At 35.6% G+C, this 17,024-nt stretch carries 35 protein-coding genes; all 35 read right to left on the minus strand.

The genetic code is table 11. From position 1 onward, the window contains the following. Nucleotides 1-17: 17 nt before the first annotated feature. The 35 genes from MKY70_RS21930 to MKY70_RS22100 all read right to left on the minus strand — a co-directional run bounded on the left by MKY70_RS21930 (nucleotide 18) and on the right by MKY70_RS22100 (nucleotide 17,011). Entirely contained in the window at nucleotides 18-371 is a 354-nt protein-coding gene (locus MKY70_RS21930) for a hypothetical protein (protein ID WP_341027035.1), read from the minus strand. Between the two features lie 74 nt (nucleotides 372-445). Further along, entirely contained in the window at nucleotides 446-1,015 is a 570-nt protein-coding gene (locus MKY70_RS21935) for a phage tail protein (protein ID WP_341027039.1), read from the minus strand. Further along, nucleotides 1,016-1,426 (minus strand): hypothetical protein, encoded by a 411-nt coding sequence (locus MKY70_RS21940; RefSeq protein ID WP_341022875.1) that lies wholly within the window; start codon nucleotides 1,424-1,426, stop codon nucleotides 1,016-1,018. Continuing rightward, on the minus strand, nucleotides 1,416-1,796 hold the full coding sequence (locus MKY70_RS21945; protein ID WP_341074571.1) for a hypothetical protein: 381 nt from the start codon (nucleotides 1,794-1,796) through the stop codon (nucleotides 1,416-1,418). Before MKY70_RS21945 ends, MKY70_RS21940 begins: the two co-directional genes overlap by 11 nt. Beyond that, nucleotides 1,774-2,139, minus strand: coding sequence for a phage head-tail adapter protein (locus MKY70_RS21950; protein WP_341074572.1), 366 nt, complete (start codon nucleotides 2,137-2,139; stop codon nucleotides 1,774-1,776). The genes MKY70_RS21945 and MKY70_RS21950 overlap by 23 nt, the downstream gene beginning before the upstream one ends. Further along, complete coding sequence (locus MKY70_RS21955; protein ID WP_341074573.1) at nucleotides 2,139-2,450, minus strand: hypothetical protein; 312 nt, start codon at nucleotides 2,448-2,450, stop codon at nucleotides 2,139-2,141. Before MKY70_RS21955 ends, MKY70_RS21950 begins: the two co-directional genes overlap by 1 nt. A 13-nt stretch (nucleotides 2,451-2,463) precedes the next feature. Then, complete coding sequence (locus tag MKY70_RS21960) at nucleotides 2,464-3,582, minus strand: phage major capsid protein (RefSeq protein WP_341074574.1); 1,119 nt, start codon at nucleotides 3,580-3,582, stop codon at nucleotides 2,464-2,466. A 13-nt stretch (nucleotides 3,583-3,595) separates the two neighbouring features. Then, nucleotides 3,596-4,294 carry a head maturation protease, ClpP-related gene (locus MKY70_RS21965; RefSeq protein WP_341074575.1) on the minus strand — a complete coding sequence of 233 codons (699 nt, stop codon included), beginning with the start codon at nucleotides 4,292-4,294 and terminating at the stop codon, nucleotides 3,596-3,598. Next, nucleotides 4,236-5,477, minus strand: a complete 1,242-nt coding sequence (locus tag MKY70_RS21970; protein WP_341074576.1) for a phage portal protein — start codon at nucleotides 5,475-5,477, stop codon at nucleotides 4,236-4,238. Before MKY70_RS21970 ends, MKY70_RS21965 begins: the two co-directional genes overlap by 59 nt. Nucleotides 5,478-5,493: 16 nt before the next feature. After that, complete coding sequence (locus tag MKY70_RS21975) at nucleotides 5,494-7,170, minus strand: terminase TerL endonuclease subunit (protein ID WP_341074577.1); 1,677 nt, start codon at nucleotides 7,168-7,170, stop codon at nucleotides 5,494-5,496. Then, nucleotides 7,145-7,642, minus strand: a complete 498-nt coding sequence (locus MKY70_RS21980; RefSeq protein WP_341074578.1) for a P27 family phage terminase small subunit — start codon at nucleotides 7,640-7,642, stop codon at nucleotides 7,145-7,147. Before MKY70_RS21980 ends, MKY70_RS21975 begins: the two co-directional genes overlap by 26 nt. A 309-nt stretch (nucleotides 7,643-7,951) precedes the next feature. Then, a complete protein-coding gene (locus MKY70_RS21985; protein ID WP_341026351.1) occupies nucleotides 7,952-8,197 on the minus strand; it encodes a hypothetical protein in 246 nt (81 codons plus the stop codon). Nucleotides 8,198-8,256: 59 nt separating this feature from the next. After that, nucleotides 8,257-8,583, minus strand: a complete 327-nt coding sequence (locus tag MKY70_RS21990) for an HNH endonuclease (protein ID WP_270722786.1) — start codon at nucleotides 8,581-8,583, stop codon at nucleotides 8,257-8,259. Further along, complete coding sequence (locus MKY70_RS21995) at nucleotides 8,583-8,765, minus strand: hypothetical protein (protein WP_341022846.1); 183 nt, start codon at nucleotides 8,763-8,765, stop codon at nucleotides 8,583-8,585. Before MKY70_RS21995 ends, MKY70_RS21990 begins: the two co-directional genes overlap by 1 nt. 398 nt (nucleotides 8,766-9,163) lie before the next feature. Continuing rightward, nucleotides 9,164-9,460 (minus strand): hypothetical protein, encoded by a 297-nt coding sequence (locus MKY70_RS22000; RefSeq protein ID WP_316281669.1) that lies wholly within the window; start codon nucleotides 9,458-9,460, stop codon nucleotides 9,164-9,166. 201 nt (nucleotides 9,461-9,661) lie between these two features. Continuing rightward, on the minus strand, nucleotides 9,662-10,204 hold the full coding sequence (locus MKY70_RS22005; RefSeq protein ID WP_002010102.1) for a site-specific integrase: 543 nt from the start codon (nucleotides 10,202-10,204) through the stop codon (nucleotides 9,662-9,664). Next, a complete protein-coding gene (locus MKY70_RS22010; protein ID WP_078204473.1) occupies nucleotides 10,204-10,686 on the minus strand; it encodes an ArpU family phage packaging/lysis transcriptional regulator in 483 nt (160 codons plus the stop codon). Before MKY70_RS22010 ends, MKY70_RS22005 begins: the two co-directional genes overlap by 1 nt. A 27-nt stretch (nucleotides 10,687-10,713) precedes the next feature. After that, nucleotides 10,714-10,884, minus strand: coding sequence for a hypothetical protein (locus tag MKY70_RS22015; RefSeq protein WP_341074581.1), 171 nt, complete (start codon nucleotides 10,882-10,884; stop codon nucleotides 10,714-10,716). A 113-nt stretch (nucleotides 10,885-10,997) separates the two neighbouring features. Beyond that, complete coding sequence (locus MKY70_RS22020) at nucleotides 10,998-11,120, minus strand: DUF3983 domain-containing protein (RefSeq protein ID WP_002138060.1); 123 nt, start codon at nucleotides 11,118-11,120, stop codon at nucleotides 10,998-11,000. A gap of 18 nt (nucleotides 11,121-11,138) precedes the next feature. After that, the gene (locus MKY70_RS22025) at nucleotides 11,139-11,312 is read right to left on the minus strand and encodes a hypothetical protein (RefSeq protein WP_341074582.1); all 174 of its coding nucleotides are present in this window, start codon (nucleotides 11,310-11,312) and stop codon (nucleotides 11,139-11,141) included. A 4-nt stretch (nucleotides 11,313-11,316) separates the two neighbouring features. After that, nucleotides 11,317-11,505 (minus strand): hypothetical protein, encoded by a 189-nt coding sequence (locus tag MKY70_RS22030; RefSeq protein WP_341074583.1) that lies wholly within the window; start codon nucleotides 11,503-11,505, stop codon nucleotides 11,317-11,319. Nucleotides 11,506-11,533: 28 nt separating this feature from the next. Then, nucleotides 11,534-11,764 (minus strand): hypothetical protein, encoded by a 231-nt coding sequence (locus MKY70_RS22035; protein WP_341074584.1) that lies wholly within the window; start codon nucleotides 11,762-11,764, stop codon nucleotides 11,534-11,536. A 240-nt stretch (nucleotides 11,765-12,004) separates the two neighbouring features. After that, complete coding sequence (locus MKY70_RS22040; RefSeq protein WP_097994727.1) at nucleotides 12,005-12,232, minus strand: hypothetical protein; 228 nt, start codon at nucleotides 12,230-12,232, stop codon at nucleotides 12,005-12,007. Between the two features lie 260 nt (nucleotides 12,233-12,492). Further along, a complete protein-coding gene (locus tag MKY70_RS22045; RefSeq protein ID WP_341022827.1) occupies nucleotides 12,493-12,687 on the minus strand; it encodes a hypothetical protein in 195 nt (64 codons plus the stop codon). A 35-nt stretch (nucleotides 12,688-12,722) separates the two neighbouring features. Continuing rightward, entirely contained in the window at nucleotides 12,723-13,034 is a 312-nt protein-coding gene (locus tag MKY70_RS22050) for a hypothetical protein (RefSeq protein ID WP_201054048.1), read from the minus strand. Nucleotides 13,035-13,068: 34 nt separating this feature from the next. Continuing rightward, nucleotides 13,069-13,230: a hypothetical protein gene (locus MKY70_RS22055; protein ID WP_341074586.1), complete on the minus strand. Its 162-nt coding sequence runs from the start codon at nucleotides 13,228-13,230 to the stop codon at nucleotides 13,069-13,071. Between the two features lie 37 nt (nucleotides 13,231-13,267). After that, nucleotides 13,268-13,774, minus strand: a complete 507-nt coding sequence (locus MKY70_RS22060; protein WP_341074587.1) for a BC1872 family protein — start codon at nucleotides 13,772-13,774, stop codon at nucleotides 13,268-13,270. 38 nt (nucleotides 13,775-13,812) lie between these two features. Further along, nucleotides 13,813-14,223: a hypothetical protein gene (locus MKY70_RS22065; RefSeq protein WP_341074588.1), complete on the minus strand. Its 411-nt coding sequence runs from the start codon at nucleotides 14,221-14,223 to the stop codon at nucleotides 13,813-13,815. A gap of 130 nt (nucleotides 14,224-14,353) precedes the next feature. Continuing rightward, nucleotides 14,354-15,094 (minus strand): hypothetical protein, encoded by a 741-nt coding sequence (locus MKY70_RS22070; RefSeq protein ID WP_341074589.1) that lies wholly within the window; start codon nucleotides 15,092-15,094, stop codon nucleotides 14,354-14,356. A 46-nt stretch (nucleotides 15,095-15,140) separates the two neighbouring features. After that, nucleotides 15,141-15,404 (minus strand): hypothetical protein, encoded by a 264-nt coding sequence (locus MKY70_RS22075; protein ID WP_445662175.1) that lies wholly within the window; start codon nucleotides 15,402-15,404, stop codon nucleotides 15,141-15,143. 40 nt (nucleotides 15,405-15,444) lie between these two features. Next, on the minus strand, nucleotides 15,445-15,900 hold the full coding sequence (locus MKY70_RS22080) for a nucleoside triphosphate pyrophosphohydrolase family protein (RefSeq protein WP_341074592.1): 456 nt from the start codon (nucleotides 15,898-15,900) through the stop codon (nucleotides 15,445-15,447). Between the two features lie 17 nt (nucleotides 15,901-15,917). Next, a complete protein-coding gene (locus MKY70_RS22085) occupies nucleotides 15,918-16,169 on the minus strand; it encodes a hypothetical protein (protein ID WP_060748919.1) in 252 nt (83 codons plus the stop codon). A 25-nt stretch (nucleotides 16,170-16,194) separates the two neighbouring features. Further along, nucleotides 16,195-16,362 (minus strand): DUF3954 domain-containing protein, encoded by a 168-nt coding sequence (locus tag MKY70_RS22090; RefSeq protein ID WP_264539059.1) that lies wholly within the window; start codon nucleotides 16,360-16,362, stop codon nucleotides 16,195-16,197. An 18-nt stretch (nucleotides 16,363-16,380) separates the two neighbouring features. After that, nucleotides 16,381-16,740 (minus strand): cell division protein SepF, encoded by a 360-nt coding sequence (locus MKY70_RS22095; protein ID WP_341074596.1) that lies wholly within the window; start codon nucleotides 16,738-16,740, stop codon nucleotides 16,381-16,383. Beyond that, the gene (locus MKY70_RS22100; protein WP_341074598.1) at nucleotides 16,733-17,011 is read right to left on the minus strand and encodes an AbrB/MazE/SpoVT family DNA-binding domain-containing protein; all 279 of its coding nucleotides are present in this window, start codon (nucleotides 17,009-17,011) and stop codon (nucleotides 16,733-16,735) included. Before MKY70_RS22100 ends, MKY70_RS22095 begins: the two co-directional genes overlap by 8 nt. Between the last annotated feature and the right edge of the window lie 13 nt (nucleotides 17,012-17,024).

The raw sequence follows: 17,024 nt of genomic DNA on the forward strand, positions 1-17,024 counted from the left end.
TTCGAATTTAGGAAGTTTTAATCCTTTTTTTTCGCTTTATCCTGGAAACCTTGCGCCATTTTGTTTTTATCCTTTTGTTTCCCTAAAACAGCCCCAAAGATTTCGAACGCTTCATTCATGTTAACTTCATATTGCTCCATGAATCCTTCAAAACCCATGTATTCACTTGGTGTAGCTTGACGATAAGATGCATAAACAACACGAAAAGCATCTAATAAATCAATGTTTTGAGTACCGCCAGTTGTTAATAACGTTCCTAGGAATGACTTACCAATAACGCCCTCTTTTTCTAATTTAAAAAGCGTTAAAGCTGTTAAATTTGCATTTACCTTCACTTCTTCACCGTTCGCCAATGTAATTTGTTCTAACACAATAATCTCTCCTTTTAGACAAAATTAAAGAGCGCTAACTAGAGCGCCCTGTATAGTATTTTTTATATTTTTTTTTATAGAGTAACTGTTTTACGTAATTCAGCAGGGTCGAATTTAGTTAACCATTTATTTTGAACATCAGCTGGCAAGTTAATGCCTTCATAATAGAATTCACCATAAGTGTCTGGTAAAGCTGTAATTTCTACTTCAAATTCAGCTAACTCGTCTGCCCCGTTTTCGATGCTCTTAACAAATCCAGTAGCGGCAGAGCAATTAGGGAACGCAATTAAACGGTTATTATCTTCAAATGTGTCGTACTCTTCAGCGACGAACGAGAAGTCTTCGCCCACACTTTCAATGCCGTACGAGTACACGTCAGCAATTAAACCTTCGTTTTTAAGTCCGAAAATTTTACGAGCAACTTTTAATTCCATATGTCCCGAAATTTTAACTGTTAATTGTGTTGGTTTAGATTTTTTCTTTTTAGTTACACCACCGCAAATTTTTGCGATGGATTTAATTTCCGTTTCCGCATCTAATTTACCGATGCAGCCAAAAGGGCTTGTTGTTGCTTCACTTTTAAAAAGTAAACTTGCGTTCTTAATCTCGACCGCATCAAATACGTCAATTGTAGTTGTTGGCATTTAATTTCCTCCTAATGTCTTATTAATTTCTTCTATCAAGGCCTTATTAAGCTCTTCGACAGATTTATTTGTTTCTCTGTCCACACCTAATTCCATAAACCTTTCAGGATCATTCCCCTTACTTTTACCAACACCCAAATCAGGAAACACTAGATAAGCGTATTTGACTTTAGGTTTTAAGGTTAAAGTTAGGTTTACTTTTAAAGTTCCTTGAATGGACTTAGATAGTTTGGCATGCGGTTTCTTTCTATCTGAAATTGGCATTAAACCAAGGATAGATTTTTGTAAAATCGGCGAAACTTTCTTTTGTAAATTCTCATTTATGACCTTTTCCGCAATGTTTGGTAATCGCTCAATGTTCCTTTGATACGCTTCAAATTGCGCCGAATCAACGCTAAACTTAGCAGACAATTTTGATGTTCCTCGTCAATTCGAATGTGAGTACGTCCACAAAGAATTCAGTATCTTTCTTTTTCATCCTATCTTTGAGCGATTTATTGCAAGTGTGGCCAGTTTTAGCAAGGCTGCCCATGAATTCTAATTGCATAATGTCCAAGTCTTCTCTATTTTCCGAGAAGAAATAAACAGTAACTTCTTGGCTGTAATTTTTAGCGCCTGTTCTTTCAAATCCGCCAGTCTCAAACACAACGTGATTAATTGTGGATAGATTAGCTTCATCTTCTTGCACAACATCCTGATACACTTCAGCGCCGTTAAAAAACGATTCTAGATGTTCTACGAGCCTAAGATTATACTTTTCAATCAGTTGTTCCAGTGTCATTAAGACCACCTACCTTTTGTAAATATAAGTACATGCTGTTTTTAAAACGATCAGCTTTAATGATGCTATAAGAAACACCACGCAATTTGAGAGTTAGGCTGTCCACATCTTTTTTCTTAAATATAGGAGCATACAACGTTTCAATCTTCATATCTAACTGTTTACCCACACTGTTCACTAACTGGATATCGATTTCACGACACGAAAGTTCTGCAAATCTAAGTTTGATAATCTCGACATTTTCATATCCAATTACTTTCTTTTTGGCATTTCGAATGGTTTTCTTCTCCATGACACTTACAAACCCGTCATTGTAAGTCTTTCTATGCCGTTCGATTGCCATTACACTTCCCTCTCTTTTAAGGCAGCGTGTAAAATCAGTCGTGTTAGCGGTTGGTAAAAGTTAGATTCATATTGATCGAGAGCGTTATTATACTCGTATCGGATGCGGTTTATAACTAACTCACGCGCGGACAAGTTAACCTTAAGATCAAGTTCAACACCTACTAAATCATTGATGTAGTAAACAGAACGATCTATCAGCTTTACGATGTTATTGTCTTCCTCGTCCCACGTAATCGCTAGCGCTTCTTTCACATCATCAAGCAAATCAAAAGGTGACACTAAGGCCACCTTCGATTGATTTTCTCCCATTAAGGATCACTCCTTATTCTCCTGCTGGTGGTTTTACCGCATTAGGATCAGTTAATCCTGAAATATCATAAACTAAGAATGAATCGTTACGATCAGCGCGACCGTTAGCGTACATTTTAGCGATGTATAAATCTTCGTCTTCGATAGCACGAGTTTGGTCGTACACATCTAAACGTTGTGCTCCACCTAATCCTAAGAAGTAATCTTTCGCCATACCTACAACCATTTTTCCTTTTGGAACAGCGTGAGATTTAACGATTGAACCAGGAATCGGAAGAACATTGTAAGCGTAAGTTCCATCCGCATTAGGACGTGTAGTGTAACCATAAATTTTAGCCCAGTAATCAACTGGATTTACAATAAGCATTACATTGTCAGGATTGCGTTTACCGTCACGAGTAAGTAACGCCATGATGTTTCCTAGTGTGTAAGGAGAAAGGTCTTTTAACACAGCAGTTACAGCTTTATCAGCGTTTTCGCCGTTAGCAACTGTCAATAAATCTTTCATCATACCGATAGGTTGATCTTTACCAGTACCGCGAACGATAGCTAGTTCTAAAGCAATTTTTAAAGACTCAACTAATACAGTGCGAACATAACGGTCTAACCAAGTTGGCCCTAAATCAAGCATCGCCTTACAAACTGGCATAAATGCAGATAATTTATATTGGCTGATGTTAATTGTTTCGAAACCTTCGTCTAAAAGTTCTTTATGAGCAGCACATAATTTGCCCCAGAACGCTGTTTGGATATCGCCCTTTTTAAGAATCCATTCAGTTAAAGCACCTACGTTAACAAAGTTGATCTTAGATAGTAATTCGTGAGATTGAACTAAGTCTTCAAATACTCGTTCGATAACAGTTGGTGGTACTAATGCTTCAGTTCCAGCGAATGAGTTACCAGCGATTACTTGGTTGTAATATTTTGTTTCTTGACTAGTTAAAGCACGACCTCCACGAGCAGCTAATACAGCCTGATCACTAGATTGTACAGAAGCTTGTTGTAGAATTTCGTTTTGAATACCTTGCGCGAATTGTACTAAAGCGTTATCTACTTGTTCAGGTGTCCCCGACGCTAAAACCTCGCTTAAATTCTTTTTATTGTCAATTTTCGTTTCTAAATCTTTACCCATTGTAAAGTACCTCCTATAGTTTGATAGATTTTAATAGTGAAGCCATAAAGTTTGCTGATTTCTCAGCGTTTTGAATACGTTTGTCACCTTCGTTTTCGATAGGTGCTTCTTCTTCAGGTTCTTCGATAACGGGTTCTTCGTTGTCCACACTATCTATTGAATCTACAATTTCATCACAGAAACCATAAGATTTAGCAGTTTCAGCAGTCATGTAAGTTTCGTTATCCAATAACGCTTCTAATTCGTGGAATTCGCCGTTAAAACGATTTTTGTATGATTGAATTAAAGCTGAATCAACATCTCGTAACATTTTCGCTTGTTTTTCTAATGAATCAGCATTTCCGTATGCATAAGTTGCAGCACGGTGCACCATCATTGTTGTATTTGATGGCATGATAATTTTGTCAGCGCCCATTGCAATCAAAGAAGCAGCAGAAGCAGCAAGGCCATCAACTACAGCAGTAACTTTAGCCTTATGACTTCTTAGGTAATTGCAGATTGCTATACCCTCAAATGCGTCACCTCCTCCAGAATGAATGTGTAGTTCGATTTCATCAGCATCAATGTTGTCGAACATTTCGCGAGTCTTTTTAGCGTTAATATCGCCCCACCAACCAGCGCCAACAGTTCCATGCATATAAGCAACAACTTTTTTACTGTTCTCCTGATTCTCCATCATTAGGAACTTCGGCTGAATCTTTTCCATTTCCATCATTTTCACCCCCTTCCATAGTTCCGCTTATCCTTGCTCTCTCATAGTTCTTAGTGACATAGCGTTCATCAGCCCAATCTTCTTCTATTTGTTCTTTTCCTAATCGTTCTAATACATCGTTTATGCTCATGCCACCGACTGCAAATAACTTGTCAACCGAATTAGCAAACTTAGTAAGATCGAACAATTTGAAGTTGTCCATGCTGAATTTAACGTATGTTTTATTCAGATATTCATCACGTGTAAACATTTTCTTATTGTATTCATTTGCAATCATGTCACCGATAGGACGAACGGCAAATAATATGAAGTTATCTAAATCTCCTGTTGGGTTTCCAGAAGTTGAAATACCACCTTCACTTATTCCACTTAATAAAGATGGCGGAATGTGGAAGGCAGTTGCTACGAAATCTAGCATGTCTTTAGCAAGATTTTTAATGTCTCTTGTATCTAGATTTCTAGGATCTTTACTTTGATCTTCCATCTCTACATTTTTAGGAAGAAAAAGAACGGAAAATAACTTTTCAGGGTTCATATAATCCTTCATTTTTTCTTCAAATAAGGCTTTAGATGCTTCGCCTTCCTTATCTGTTAATGAAGACATGAAACTACCTTTAAAGAGATAACGTATTCTTCCGTTGCCTTTGTAATCTGACATCGCTTTAGCTAGTAATAGTCCATATGAACTATATAGACTATCAATCACGTTGTTTATCGACTCTTCAGAAAGCTTCAAATATAGAACGTCTTGTTCTTTAAATGGTTTAGTTAATAATTCGTTGTTAATTGAAACACTTTTATAAACGTATTCATTAAAACCATTCGCAGTTTCACGATGAAACGATTCAGCTACCCACATTTCTTCTCCAATAGGCAGAATTAACGCTTCATTTTCGTAAATTAACTGATGGACAACCTTACACCAAAACTCATGAGCGTTTTCATTCTTATTTGGTGCCACATTTAGTTGATAGTAGTTTAAATACCGTTTTAACTTGCCATCTCTATAAGATTCAAAGTCACAAGCTACTAAGCTACGAGCAATTAAATCAATAGCAGCGTTAACATACAGTTTTTTGTAAGCAATTTCAGCTTTAAGTGTCATTACACTACAATCAACATCTGGAGTCGTCCCACTATCACTTGTACCTAAAAAGGTTTTTAAAACATTACGAATTCCCATTTTTTCACCCCCTTTCTTAGAATGACCATACTTGCATATCGTTTAAATCGACTGCATAGTCTTCAAGATCACCATCGAAATTAAGGGCGTGTGTGAATGCAAAAAACCCGTCAGTTTTTCTTTTGACAGGGTCGATTTTTTTATATTCTTTTGAGCCATTCCCTAATTCATCCACATAAATATTCCCACAATACCAACGCATAACAGGATCATCATGGAAAACGATATTATTATTGATGAATAGATGTTGGATTAATGGGTCCAACATGGCATGAATATACTGTCCACGCCTTACAACTTGTACACGGTCATTAAATCCTGCTTGTTCTAATAAAGGCTTTAAAATTACTGAACGGAATTTATCAATTGCTAAATATTTAATACTGTATGTTTTCGCTTTTTCTAAAAACCAATTGATAACACGTTCAGGTTTGATTTCCTTATCGTAGACGATGGTGAAAAGTCCTTTTTCCACACCAATATCAATAATATCTTGATTAATATCCTGCATTTTCAACGCCTGATGCCATATAAAAGTGTGGTGAATCCAATAACGCTTCCCCTGTCGTTTGAATAGCAAACCGACGCTGCAGAAGTCGCGTAATTCTGCGTAATCCACACCACCAATACATTCATATTTGTGTAAATTCTCAGGTAAAGGTTGATCTGTTGCAAGAAGATCCTCATAAGTAGCGATTTTATGTTGAAATAACTGCTTAGGAATATTCATCCTTTTTGTCATGAACTCAACATGCATTGGAATGTTGGTCTGACAATCCGCCCACTCTTCTTTCATTGTTTCGAATAATTCTCTGTTATCTCGAATAGAAGGATTGGCTTTTTCCCAGTTTGCAATATCTTCGACTTCTTCTTCGGAATCTAATTTACAAATGAACGGGAAAACCTTACTATTTTCAACTTCTCCGCTTAGAATCATTCGAGCCTTCTCTTTCATATCATCCAAAACGCCACCACGGACATATCCATCCGTTGTTAAATAGAAAGTTCGTCCATCTTTAACTTTACCTAAAGCCGAACGGAATACTTTAATCGACTTATAATCTTCATATTCATGAATTTCATCGAACCAAACTGATCCAGGACGTCGTCCATCTTTCGTTCTAGCATTAGAAGTATTGAATTTCATGTGAGATTTGTTTGTTTTATGTTTAATTAGTACCTTTGTAGCACTAAATGATTTCTTTAAAACCTTATTTGCAGGAGTTTCTATTACTTCCTTCACGTCATCGAATGTAGTTTTTGCTTGTTCTTCAGATGTCGCGATCCATTCAATGTGATATCTATCTATACCAAACTGTTTAGATAGCATATAGAAGTTTAAATATCCAGCATATCCGTTTTTACCACCACCACGTCCCATCAGTATTAATATTTGATTCCAAACAAGACGGTTGGTGTCCTTATAACGAACGCCGAACACACAAGCATTAACAAAACGTTGCCATGCGAATAATTCGAATGGAAAATATTTAGCTGGGATATTAACACTATCCTCAATAGCTTGAACATCAACATAAACATTTGGATCATCTAAAGTTTTTCGAACTAAGGCCATTAATTGCTTCTGTTCATTACAAGAACGGATAGCTCCGCTTTCCACACTATACATATACTCACTAATGTAAGGGTGATATTTATAAGGAAGATTAGACTTCTGTATCATCGTCATCATCCTCACTTACCGCTTTAAGGCCCAACTCATTAAGAATCTTTAACATTTGCGTATTAGTCTTATTCAACTCATTAATGCTATCGTTTTTCTTCATAAATCCATTAGCACCAAAAACTGAAACACCGCGCTCTTTTACATCAGCTATCAATTTGTTTTTTATATCCCAAAATGACATATAATCTTCTACTAAATCCATAAAATGAGCGTGTATGATACCGTTTGTGCCAAGTTGTTCATATAAACCATCTCTTATTTTATTTCTAAGCGTTTTTTCTCTGTTCTTTTGAAGCTTTGCAACCTTTTCTGAAACATTTTTTAGACCTTTTTCATTTATCATGTCTTCCCAATAACGGCTACGCCATGATTTAACAGTGCTAACAGATACGCTATATTTATTCGCAATATCCTTGTATTTAACGCCTTCTAAGAAATCTTTGAACGCTAATTTATATTTACTTTGTTTTCCGCTCACAATATCATCACCCCGCTTTTTCATTAGATTTTTCCGAAGATTAATTTTAAAAACATTACTTAAAATGACGAAAATAGTCGTGTTTATTTTTACTTAGCAGGAAACAGTAGCAACTGCATACTGATCACAGATACATATCAAAAATTTTCACCATCCAAGTGAAGGGATGGTATTTTTTTGCGTTTTTTTCTGTCTCACGCGCGGAAAGCAAAAAATAAAAAGAGAAATCTCCCCCCCGCGTTGCCTGGTCCCCCAGCAAAAAACTTTCTAAAATTTACCCGGGGGGTGTCTTGGGAAAATTATTTTAAATTATTTTATAGCTAAACCGAAGAAGAGCTCAGCATATTCAATAACAATGTGAGCTTCTTTTAATGACATATTTAGATAATGTTCTAGCCAATGTTCACGTAGACTTTTCTTTACTGTTTCAAGTGTAGTCTTCTCACATGCTCTTGGATTACATATGTGACGTATCTGTTTGTATGTTGTGTAGATATCACGCTGGAACTGTTTGAATATATCTAAAGCGCGTTCATCATCTGTTCCGTCTTTCATTAATGTCTCGATGAATTGTAAGTCATATATGTTACCTTGTATTGCTAGGCTGTCCACACTTACCATCTCTCCTCATCTACTATCGTGCAACGCTTCTTCACTATGTTCTTCTCTTTGCCATGTTCTTTGTTATGGCATTGAATGCATAGCGTTTCTAGGTTACTTAACGTGTAAGCTAAGTCTGGTCTGTCACGTAACTCTTTGATGTGATGGACGTTCCTACCTTTGCTATACTTACCTTTACGCTTACATTCTTGACATTCGTTGTTGTCTCTCTCTAATGCCTTAATCCTAATGTTCCTTCTCCAATAAGGATGCTTATAGAACTTAATGATATTATCTTGCTCATATAGTTTATTAATCTCTTGTATTGTTAGAGGTTGCATTACTTACCACCACTAGATAACCCCAATAACCCCCTCATACCATCTACAACTTCTTTATCGTTTTCAACAAGCTTACCTTTAACATAGATATCTCCATTGACCTTGAGAGATATAATCACTTGACCACCAGCATAAAAGTCAATGTTTTGATTTACATCTTTATCAGAAAAAAGTATAGACATCATTCATCCTCCTCCAAAATAAAAAGCACCCAAATGGATGCTTTTTTATAGATTATTAATTTGCACTTTAATTCCGGTATGTGAAGTTTTATTCTTCTCTCAGCTAACAACCACGACAGACACTATCGGCAAACTTATCAGGTTTCCCTCATTCCATCTACCTAGGATGTTGTTAGCTCAAAGAAGAGCAAAAGCTCTCCTTATTAACGGTAACATTCAATCAGTACCATCTGCTGGTTTCGGATTTTATGTGCCGTCATTATGAACCGTTTAGAATTTTAGAAACGACATAGTGAGTTGTGTTTTCCGCCACTTCTCACAATACAAATATATCATGTTGAGTTCAAAACAACCGGCACTTTTCCTGCCAAAAAGCGGTCACGACTCTGCCACTTATTTTATTTCTCTACATAACCTAATAATTCACCAGATCCTTTTAATTCAATTGAGTCATTAGTTATGTTTTTAACCATAACAGTTCCCTTGAAATGGTTCTTATTACTAGTAAAAATAGATAGTTCTAGATATTCTCTATTTCTTATTGCATTTCTAAATACTGAAACTTGTTCTGCTCCGTCAATATCAATGTTCCAATTAACATAATTCGATTCATGTACATATAGATACCCCTTATCGAATTTAATTTCTTCATCCAATCCTTTAACAGACAAGTTATAAATAATATACGTTTTCATGATATCACCTCCTTATTGTTTAATTTTAGCAAATAACATTAATATTTTAATAGTATTGACTTACCCATATCTTATATTGTGTGTAACTGCCCCCTCTGCTGAATCCCTTGCTATTATTGAATTCATAATACTTTCTCTTTTGAGTTACACAGTACGAAATTTATGAGTAACTGTATAGATTTAAAAAGAAAAAAGCAATGATTAGATTTTAAACCTAGTCATTGCTTTATCCATTGCATCTTGGTTTACACCTATATAACGTAACGTGACCTTCTCTGACGAGTGATTGAATATCTCCATGAGTAATGCTATGTTTTTCGTTTGCATGTACATATGGTACCCGTACGTCTTTCTTAGCGTATGTGTTCCGATTTCATCTAAACCAAACTCTGCTGCGGCTATACTTAATATCTTATATGCCATGCTACGACCAATAGGACGATTCTTTCCTTGTCTACTTTGCAATAAGTACTCATTATCTTCTCTTTCTTCAATAAACCATTTAAGTTCTCTTTTCAGTGCTGCAGTAATTTGTATTCGTTTCTGTTTCCCTGTTTTCTTTTCTCTCATAGATATATGACTACCTTTAACATCTCCTACCTTCAATTTCAAAATGTCCGAGATTCTTAGGCCTGTATTGATTCCCATAATGAAGAGAATGTAATTACGTAAGCTCTTTTCCTTAAAATAATCTTTCAGCTGCTGTATTTCTTCTGGATCACGTATTGGCTGAACAAAATTCATTATTCATTACCTCCAGTCTCTTCTGTCTCGTAAACTTCTAATCTAAGAGCAAAAGCAAGTTTATAAAACACTCTAGCCTTAACGCGTCGATAAGTACGCTCACTCATGCCAATCTCGTTATAAACCATATAATCACATACATCTTCATCTTCTAAATAACGCTTAATGATGATGTTTCTTTGATCCTTTCCTGCACGCCCATTGCCCAAGCGACTAAGAAACTGATCAATACGAAATGACGTTTTCTTAATCCACTCTTCTCGTTCACTTTGTTGTATATTAGCCATCGCTACATCTTCTAATGGATTTCCTACATCATTTGTAGGTCCGTGATATCTAATTTCATAAGAAGGAGTGACTTTCATTTCTTCACGCATCATTCCAAACTGTCTATATAAACGTACATTTTCGAGAACACCTTCTAATTTTTTCTGCGTTGCCGTTCTATCAATTTTCGGTAAGAAAGATAATTGTTTAGTCATGTAAGACCACTCCTTTTTATTTTTAAATTACTTTTGTCTTAAAGCCCCACGTCTACGCTCATAACAAGGTCTATGAATCCCCATTAAATCTTCAATTTCACGAGTAGTTAGCTTCTCTTCTTTCTTTTTCTTATGTTTCTTTTTTGCTAGCTTAGATTGCTTTTTCCATTCACGTATTTGATCTTTTAAGTTCTTCATTCTCCACATCCCCTTTCAAAAATAAAGAGGACACCATTTCTTAAAACAGCTTGATTGCTGCTCTAAAAATTGGTGTCCTCTAGTTTTCTAGCCGGACTATATTCAGTTTCTTTTCACTTTAAAATACCAGCTTGTACAAATATGTTTCTCCAAGCGCTTTTAACTCTATATTTTTCAAAGGATTTCGCACGTCGAGCAATAGCTTTTCTGGTTTTCTTTTTCTTTAATTTAGACATTTCTCCTAACCTCACTTTCTATTCCATTTGTTCTTTACACTCTTCAAGAAAATCAATAACTTCCTGAACATGCTCCCTTGTCGCCATGCTTTCCATTACGTATCCTTCATCGTTATAAACACTTACTTTATTCTCTTTAAACTCCATTCCGTACATTCCGTCTACACCTAATAACTTTACGTTGCCTTCCATTCTTTTAACCTCGCTTTCTATACTTTTCAACTATTTCTCTATACAATGGATTAAATTTGAACATTCCTACGCAACAAAATGCTGCTACAACTATTGAAGATGGTCTTACTTCTTGTCCAGTTATAATATTGAGTATGATCATAGCTAATAAGCCCACTGTTGTTGCGATTTGAAATGCATATATCTTATCCATATATTCACCCCACTTTCTACTCAAAGGATTATTTTGTTTGGTTTTTTGGCAATTTTGGTGGTTCTGGTGGTTCCTTAAACTCTATAAATTTAATTTCTCTATTAGGAATTAATGCGTTTTGAAACTGAATACATCCGGTTTGCCAATCTGATTTCTGATACATTTGGTTAAAAATTGGTCCAAACTCGTTTTCAAATTCTTCATCAGAAACATACAGCTCTCTCTGTCCGCCATGGACAAAATGTACTATAACTTTCATTTCCCTCTACCCCCCCTGATTAAAACTCAATATTCCGTCAATACTGTAGATACAGTTTCTGATTTCCCTTCATACCCGAGAGTTTAGCGGCTAGTTTTTACTAGCTGCTCTTTTTATGTTTTAAGTGAATAAAATTTTAAACATTGTCTAACACTGTAGATAAGGCTTTAAAAAGTCGATTTCTCCCACTCTAGCTTTCTTGGTTGAGAGCCGAGCAGTTAGCTTTTGCTAGCTGCTCTTTTATCGTTTTGGATGACCACACGCTTCTGTATAATCCCAATATCCTTTACATTCAGTTGAATTAGGTGTCATTTTGAAGTCTGCTAAGCTTTCTGATACGCATTCCTTTGAATTAGAACGATTAGGAAAATACATATTCCAGTAACACTCTGTGCAACTACATGTTAACTCTTGATCACCTTGCACTTGAGCCACTTTTGTAAATAACGCTTCGAATTCATCAATCATATCCATTCCCCTTTGAATAAATTTCTAAATCTTGTTCATACTATAAATACACTTGAGTTCTGAACTTCCTTCTTAATGCTTTTCTGGAGAGCAGTTAGCTTTTGCTAGCTGCTCTTTTGTTTTCACCATTCAAGTGGGTTTTGAATATATTAAATTCTACCTTTCTTTATAACGTGAGCTGGCCACTTACGCTATTTTTACAAAGGGCACTAATTGATAGTGCTCTTTTTAGTTTTTTTCTACAAAATGAAATTTTTATACTAATCTTCCTCAAGTACCGAAACAGTTAAGTAGTTTCTTGCCTTTTTCCTTTTAGCCGCTCTTTTCTTATATGATGGAGTTGCATAGTATCGTACCGTTTTAGGAAGTACGCCCATATGTTGAGCGCACTCTTGTACAGTTCCAATACACACGAATGATTCACCTTTATAAACGACGTACTCCTTTAAGTCCACTATTCCGCCTCCTTGCTACTAAAATAGCGTTTTTGTTACAAATTATAATCTTGTGCTACCTGGTTTAAGAATTTCCTTACTGTACTCTTCTCTCTTTCTTTTGGATTAATTACAAGCTCATTTACCTTAAATCCCAACAATTCAGCACCTTCTATATTCCCTCTAAGCAAGTTGTGTAAATTATGGCTATAATACTCATCCGTTACCTCAATCACTAATTCAAGTTTATGACCAGCAGGAAATGTAAGCATTTTTGTAGCTGCTCTATATGTTTCATCTTCTTCCATTCGTTTATTGTGCCGACGTAGTTTTTCTTCAAACTCTTCAGTTTTACTGATCTTTATCATTCCGTCTCACCTTTCTCTAAAATAACGATTTTGTTTAGTTTTCAATGATTAGATTAATAGCTCCAGCTTGATCTAAATTTATTAATAAATTCTCTGCTACTTTCTTTGTGATTGTATTAGTAGCAAAAGCAATTTCCTTGCCATCTACAGTAATTCTGGCTTTATTTTCAATGTATTCGATTTTCACATCTTTCATATTTCACAGCTCCTTTTTTTAAAATAAGGATTTTGTCTTAATTTTCTCTAACTGCATTTACGGCTGCTGCACAAACAGCAATTCCAAACTTTTCTTCAACGATGTAATCATTTTCATCTATGTTAACTTGCCAATTACCATTTTCATTTTTAATCCTCACTTCACGGTCATCTTCATCCAAACGATCTAAGACGATTGCCGCGTAGTTGATTGCATCGAATTTTTCTATTGGCATATCATGAAACGCTTTTCCATCTTTCCCCCAATGAGTTTCTACCTTTACCCATCCAAGCACTTCAAGAGCAATTACATCATTTAATTTTTCAACTTCATTCAAGTCTTCAAATGAAATCCAACTTTCTTCAAAATGAGCCACAAAATTTTCATCAATAGCGCTATACGTAATACATCCGATTCTCCATTCACAACCATCATGTGCTATTACAGAATCATATTGTTTTAACGATTCACCGTTCTTATCAACTGCATTTATTTCAATTGCACCTTGTTTCCACATTTCTTTTGCTTTTTCGATATTAGACATCTCTCATTCTCCCCTTCGTTTTAAAATAAGAATTTTGTTTAATTCTCTTTATATTCAAGTTTGCTAGCGTCTAACGTTTCGATATTTTCAATTGACCCAAAACTTGGATGCTCATTGATTTCTTTTAGCCATTCTACAACTACTTTATTAATTTGTTCTTGAAGCTTTTCACCTTCATTCATCGGTATGCTTGAAAGCCATGATTCTGCAACTTCCCCACACTCATCATGAGCACGCTCATATAATTCATCTAACAATACATCCGCATTTATCCATGGTGCATATGTTTTGAATTGTCCGATTTGGAATTCCTTATCAACTGATGCTCTATCTGCAAGCATTTTATCCGTCCAATTTTCTAAGGCTGCTTGAATAGCTTCCTCTTTTGTATCGTATTTATCACTTGTCCAAATATCATTATCGCTATCAAGGTTATACATCCATTTCATTACACTCATTCTCCCTTTCGTTTTAAAATAACTATTTTGTTTGGTTTTAGAACCCTATTAAATTGGTACTGTACTTTTTTTAAACCCCTCTTTAATATCGCTAGGTAAGTACAGTACCAATTGCCTATTATTAATAAGATAACTCTGGTCTTTCTTCTGGTACGATGGAATCACTGTCATCTATTTCATCAAGAATTATTTGCGTACAATCTTGATTCATTTTCATTAATAGCAGTTCAAATGAGTTTAAATTTCTTAAAGATTTTAAATCAGGAACATTATCAAATTGCATGTCCCATCCTTCACCTTTTCCTGATTTCCATTTAGATAATCGAATGGCAAAGTTCATTTTCTCATCATGATCACATTCAAATACTAATGTTGCATATTTAAAGGAACTCCAATCCCTATCATCATCCTCAACTACTTCAAATCTAACATCCACATATTCATACGTTGGTTCATCATCGTAATCAACTTCTAATCCATCTGTTTCTACATTTTGTTCAACATGTTCTTTCCATTTATCAAATAAGTCTGTTACCTTAATTTCTTTTTCTGCTGCCGGTATCATTAATTCTTGGAAATTACTTAATAACTTTTTGTTTTCTAATGCTGAATTCTTTAGAACAGCGACCATTACGCTGTCTAATTTAGTTATATAATTCGAGTAATCATAGTTTTCTAGATATGGAACCATAACCGACTTCACTTTTTCTTCAATCACTTTTGTTAAATCGCCATATGATCCAAATAAACTTCCTAATGCATTGTTAATGCCTTTTTCTAACTGTTCCTCAATTAACTTCTCAACCATTCCCTCTGCTAACTTCTTGCCAATCACGTCTTTAATGCTGTTTTCTAAATTCATTATTATCGCTCCCTTATTTTTGTTTTGTATTCAAATAACGCTTTTGTTAAGAAACTTTATACGCTTTGCAAACCCACGCTTCATCTTCATCCGCACAATCCGTATCATCTGCTAAAAAAATTTCTACCTTTAATTTAAGACCATTTCCCATTACATCTGTTGCTTCATAAACATTCTCTACATGACTATCTCTTTCGATTTTGTTATTATCCAACGAACCCCATGCATTGGGGAAACTGTCATAAAAACGCTCGATTGCCCCTTCTAAATCATATTGTTCTGGATAGGTTCTTTCGTGAATTAATTCCATTTTCATTACCTCCGTTTTTTAATAAAATTCAAATTTGGTCTTACTTCACATCAACACGTTTTTGACTTGCTTCCCTGCTAAACCCATCTGGATATCTTTTTGCTAGTTTAGAAATGTTCATTTGCGCAATATCTTCTAAGGTATATCCCATTTCGTGAGACATAATTGAAAGGTAGTACAAGATGTCTCCTAACTCTAAAGCCAATTTATGAGTATTCCCGTCCTCTTCACCTGGACAATGAGCCGGATCGAATCCATGACCATGAAAAATAGCTTTTTTTACGATATCAGCAACCTCGCCAGCTTCTCCTGTAAGTCCTAATGCTGCATTTAAGACACGTCCACCGAAATCGTTATTTGTATTCCATGTACGTAATGTTGCTTCTTGATATTGATCTAATTCACAAATTTGATTGATATTCATTACAGCTTGTCCTCCCTTTGATTCACTAACTAATTTAGTTGTTGCATATACACCGTTTTCCATTGCTTTCATTTTGCTTTCCCCTCTCTTTAACAAACTCCTAATCCTATTGGACGGTTTTCAATCATATATTTATCAGCTTGATCTATTACGAGAAGTGCCACCTCTGATTGGTGTCTCCTTAATGCTTTTGCCATTTCTGGTAAACTCATATCTTGTTTCCACATTTCACGAAACCGTATAATGTCCCTTTCATCCCAAATGAAGTTAGCTTCTTCTAAAGCGATGTATATTTTCAAACGTGATTCCTTCATCGCTTCATGATTTATTGCTACGCTCATAAGCGAACCTACCTTCTAAAAATGATTATTTTATCTTTTCAGTAAACTTAGTATCCACGCGATCAACTTTACCGTTAACCCAAACCGCAACTTGTTCACCAAATCCGCTCATCGGTGGATTAACTGCTATAACATTTCCATCCTTAACTACATAGAGCTTATTGCTAGTAACATCAATTTCTATTTTTTTCATATGTCCATCTCCTTTTTACTACCGCATGTACTCGACAACATCAGGTTTAAAGCCACTTCCTAAATAAATCCTTACCGGAATAGCTTCTTTTTTATCCCTTGCTGCCTTACACAATTCTTCAGCTGTCTCCCAATTAAAAAACTTATCTACAGCTCTTTGAAATCTCCAAATTGCCATTGTATATTGTTCAAAGATGTCATAACGATCATCTTGTTTAGTTGTGCGTGGTAATTCATCCGTACCCTTTGCATTTCTTGGAACTTGGACACGTACATCTGCATATGTAGTGCGTCCAGTTCCCCTTTTTACATTTGCTTTCATTACATCGAACTCACAAATTGCTGGCTCTACATCGAAAATATTTAATTGCTTAGGCATGTGCCATCCCACTCTTCTGAAGAAGGTCCAGTAATTCACTTGCGCCTTCCTTGCTCAAAAACATTCGACCACCCAACAATTCCATGTTTGATTCGGAAACTTCACCCGTTACAAAGCATGACTTTTCATGTTTTCTTAAAACGATGTTTTCCCCATCAACATGAAAGTCTAGTGCCGTTCCTTCAGCGATCCCCAAAGTTCTGCGTAACTCTACCGGAATTACTACACGCCCTAGTTCGTCTACTTTTCTTGCAACACCTGTGTTTTTCATACCTTACTCCCCC

The sequence above is a fragment of the Bacillus sp. FSL R9-9492 genome, assembly GCF_038007365.1.
Lineage (GTDB): Bacteria > Bacillota > Bacilli > Bacillales > Bacillaceae_G > Bacillus_A > Bacillus_A mycoides.

Bases quoted from the DNA above. Each gene is read 5' to 3' on its own strand.
- MKY70_RS21935 (WP_341027039.1), bottom strand. From the start codon at position 1,015: ATGCCAACAACTACAATTGACGTATTTGATGCGGTCGAGATTAAGAAC.
- MKY70_RS21945 (WP_341074571.1), bottom strand. From the start codon at position 1,796: ATGACACTGGAACAACTGATTGAAAAGTATAATCTTAGGCTCGTAGAA.
- MKY70_RS21950 (WP_341074572.1), bottom strand. From the start codon at position 2,139: ATGGCAATCGAACGGCATAGAAAGACTTACAATGACGGGTTTGTAAGT.
- MKY70_RS21955 (WP_341074573.1), bottom strand. From the start codon at position 2,450: ATGGGAGAAAATCAATCGAAGGTGGCCTTAGTGTCACCTTTTGATTTG.
- MKY70_RS21960 (WP_341074574.1), bottom strand. From the start codon at position 3,582: ATGGGTAAAGATTTAGAAACGAAAATTGACAATAAAAAGAATTTAAGC.
- MKY70_RS21965 (WP_341074575.1), bottom strand. From the start codon at position 4,294: ATGGAAATGGAAAAGATTCAGCCGAAGTTCCTAATGATGGAGAATCAG.
- MKY70_RS21970 (WP_341074576.1), bottom strand. From the start codon at position 5,477: ATGGGAATTCGTAATGTTTTAAAAACCTTTTTAGGTACAAGTGATAGT.
- MKY70_RS21975 (WP_341074577.1), bottom strand. From the start codon at position 7,170: ATGATGACGATGATACAGAAGTCTAATCTTCCTTATAAATATCACCCT.
- MKY70_RS21985 (WP_341026351.1), bottom strand. From the start codon at position 8,197: ATGAAAGACGGAACAGATGATGAACGCGCTTTAGATATATTCAAACAG.
- MKY70_RS21990 (WP_270722786.1), bottom strand. From the start codon at position 8,583: ATGCAACCTCTAACAATACAAGAGATTAATAAACTATATGAGCAAGAT.
- MKY70_RS21995 (WP_341022846.1), bottom strand. From the start codon at position 8,765: ATGTCTATACTTTTTTCTGATAAAGATGTAAATCAAAACATTGACTTT.
- MKY70_RS22000 (WP_316281669.1), bottom strand. From the start codon at position 9,460: ATGAAAACGTATATTATTTATAACTTGTCTGTTAAAGGATTGGATGAA.
- MKY70_RS22005 (WP_002010102.1), bottom strand. From the start codon at position 10,204: ATGAATTTTGTTCAGCCAATACGTGATCCAGAAGAAATACAGCAGCTG.
- MKY70_RS22010 (WP_078204473.1), bottom strand. From the start codon at position 10,686: ATGACTAAACAATTATCTTTCTTACCGAAAATTGATAGAACGGCAACG.
- MKY70_RS22015 (WP_341074581.1), bottom strand. From the start codon at position 10,884: ATGAAGAACTTAAAAGATCAAATACGTGAATGGAAAAAGCAATCTAAG.
- MKY70_RS22020 (WP_002138060.1), bottom strand. From the start codon at position 11,120: ATGTCTAAATTAAAGAAAAAGAAAACCAGAAAAGCTATTGCTCGACGT.
- MKY70_RS22025 (WP_341074582.1), bottom strand. From the start codon at position 11,312: ATGGAAGGCAACGTAAAGTTATTAGGTGTAGACGGAATGTACGGAATG.
- MKY70_RS22030 (WP_341074583.1), bottom strand. From the start codon at position 11,505: ATGGATAAGATATATGCATTTCAAATCGCAACAACAGTGGGCTTATTA.
- MKY70_RS22035 (WP_341074584.1), bottom strand. From the start codon at position 11,764: ATGAAAGTTATAGTACATTTTGTCCATGGCGGACAGAGAGAGCTGTAT.
- MKY70_RS22040 (WP_097994727.1), bottom strand. From the start codon at position 12,232: ATGATTGATGAATTCGAAGCGTTATTTACAAAAGTGGCTCAAGTGCAA.
- MKY70_RS22050 (WP_201054048.1), bottom strand. From the start codon at position 13,034: ATGATAAAGATCAGTAAAACTGAAGAGTTTGAAGAAAAACTACGTCGG.
- MKY70_RS22055 (WP_341074586.1), bottom strand. From the start codon at position 13,230: ATGAAAGATGTGAAAATCGAATACATTGAAAATAAAGCCAGAATTACT.
- MKY70_RS22060 (WP_341074587.1), bottom strand. From the start codon at position 13,774: ATGTCTAATATCGAAAAAGCAAAAGAAATGTGGAAACAAGGTGCAATT.
- MKY70_RS22065 (WP_341074588.1), bottom strand. From the start codon at position 14,223: ATGAAATGGATGTATAACCTTGATAGCGATAATGATATTTGGACAAGT.
- MKY70_RS22070 (WP_341074589.1), bottom strand. From the start codon at position 15,094: ATGAATTTAGAAAACAGCATTAAAGACGTGATTGGCAAGAAGTTAGCA.
- MKY70_RS22075 (WP_445662175.1), bottom strand. From the start codon at position 15,404: ATGGAATTAATTCACGAAAGAACCTATCCAGAACAATATGATTTAGAA.
- MKY70_RS22080 (WP_341074592.1), bottom strand. From the start codon at position 15,900: ATGAAAGCAATGGAAAACGGTGTATATGCAACAACTAAATTAGTTAGT.
- MKY70_RS22085 (WP_060748919.1), bottom strand. From the start codon at position 16,169: ATGAGCGTAGCAATAAATCATGAAGCGATGAAGGAATCACGTTTGAAA.
- MKY70_RS22090 (WP_264539059.1), bottom strand. From the start codon at position 16,362: ATGAAAAAAATAGAAATTGATGTTACTAGCAATAAGCTCTATGTAGTT.
- MKY70_RS22095 (WP_341074596.1), bottom strand. From the start codon at position 16,740: ATGCCTAAGCAATTAAATATTTTCGATGTAGAGCCAGCAATTTGTGAG.
- MKY70_RS22100 (WP_341074598.1), bottom strand. From the start codon at position 17,011: ATGAAAAACACAGGTGTTGCAAGAAAAGTAGACGAACTAGGGCGTGTA.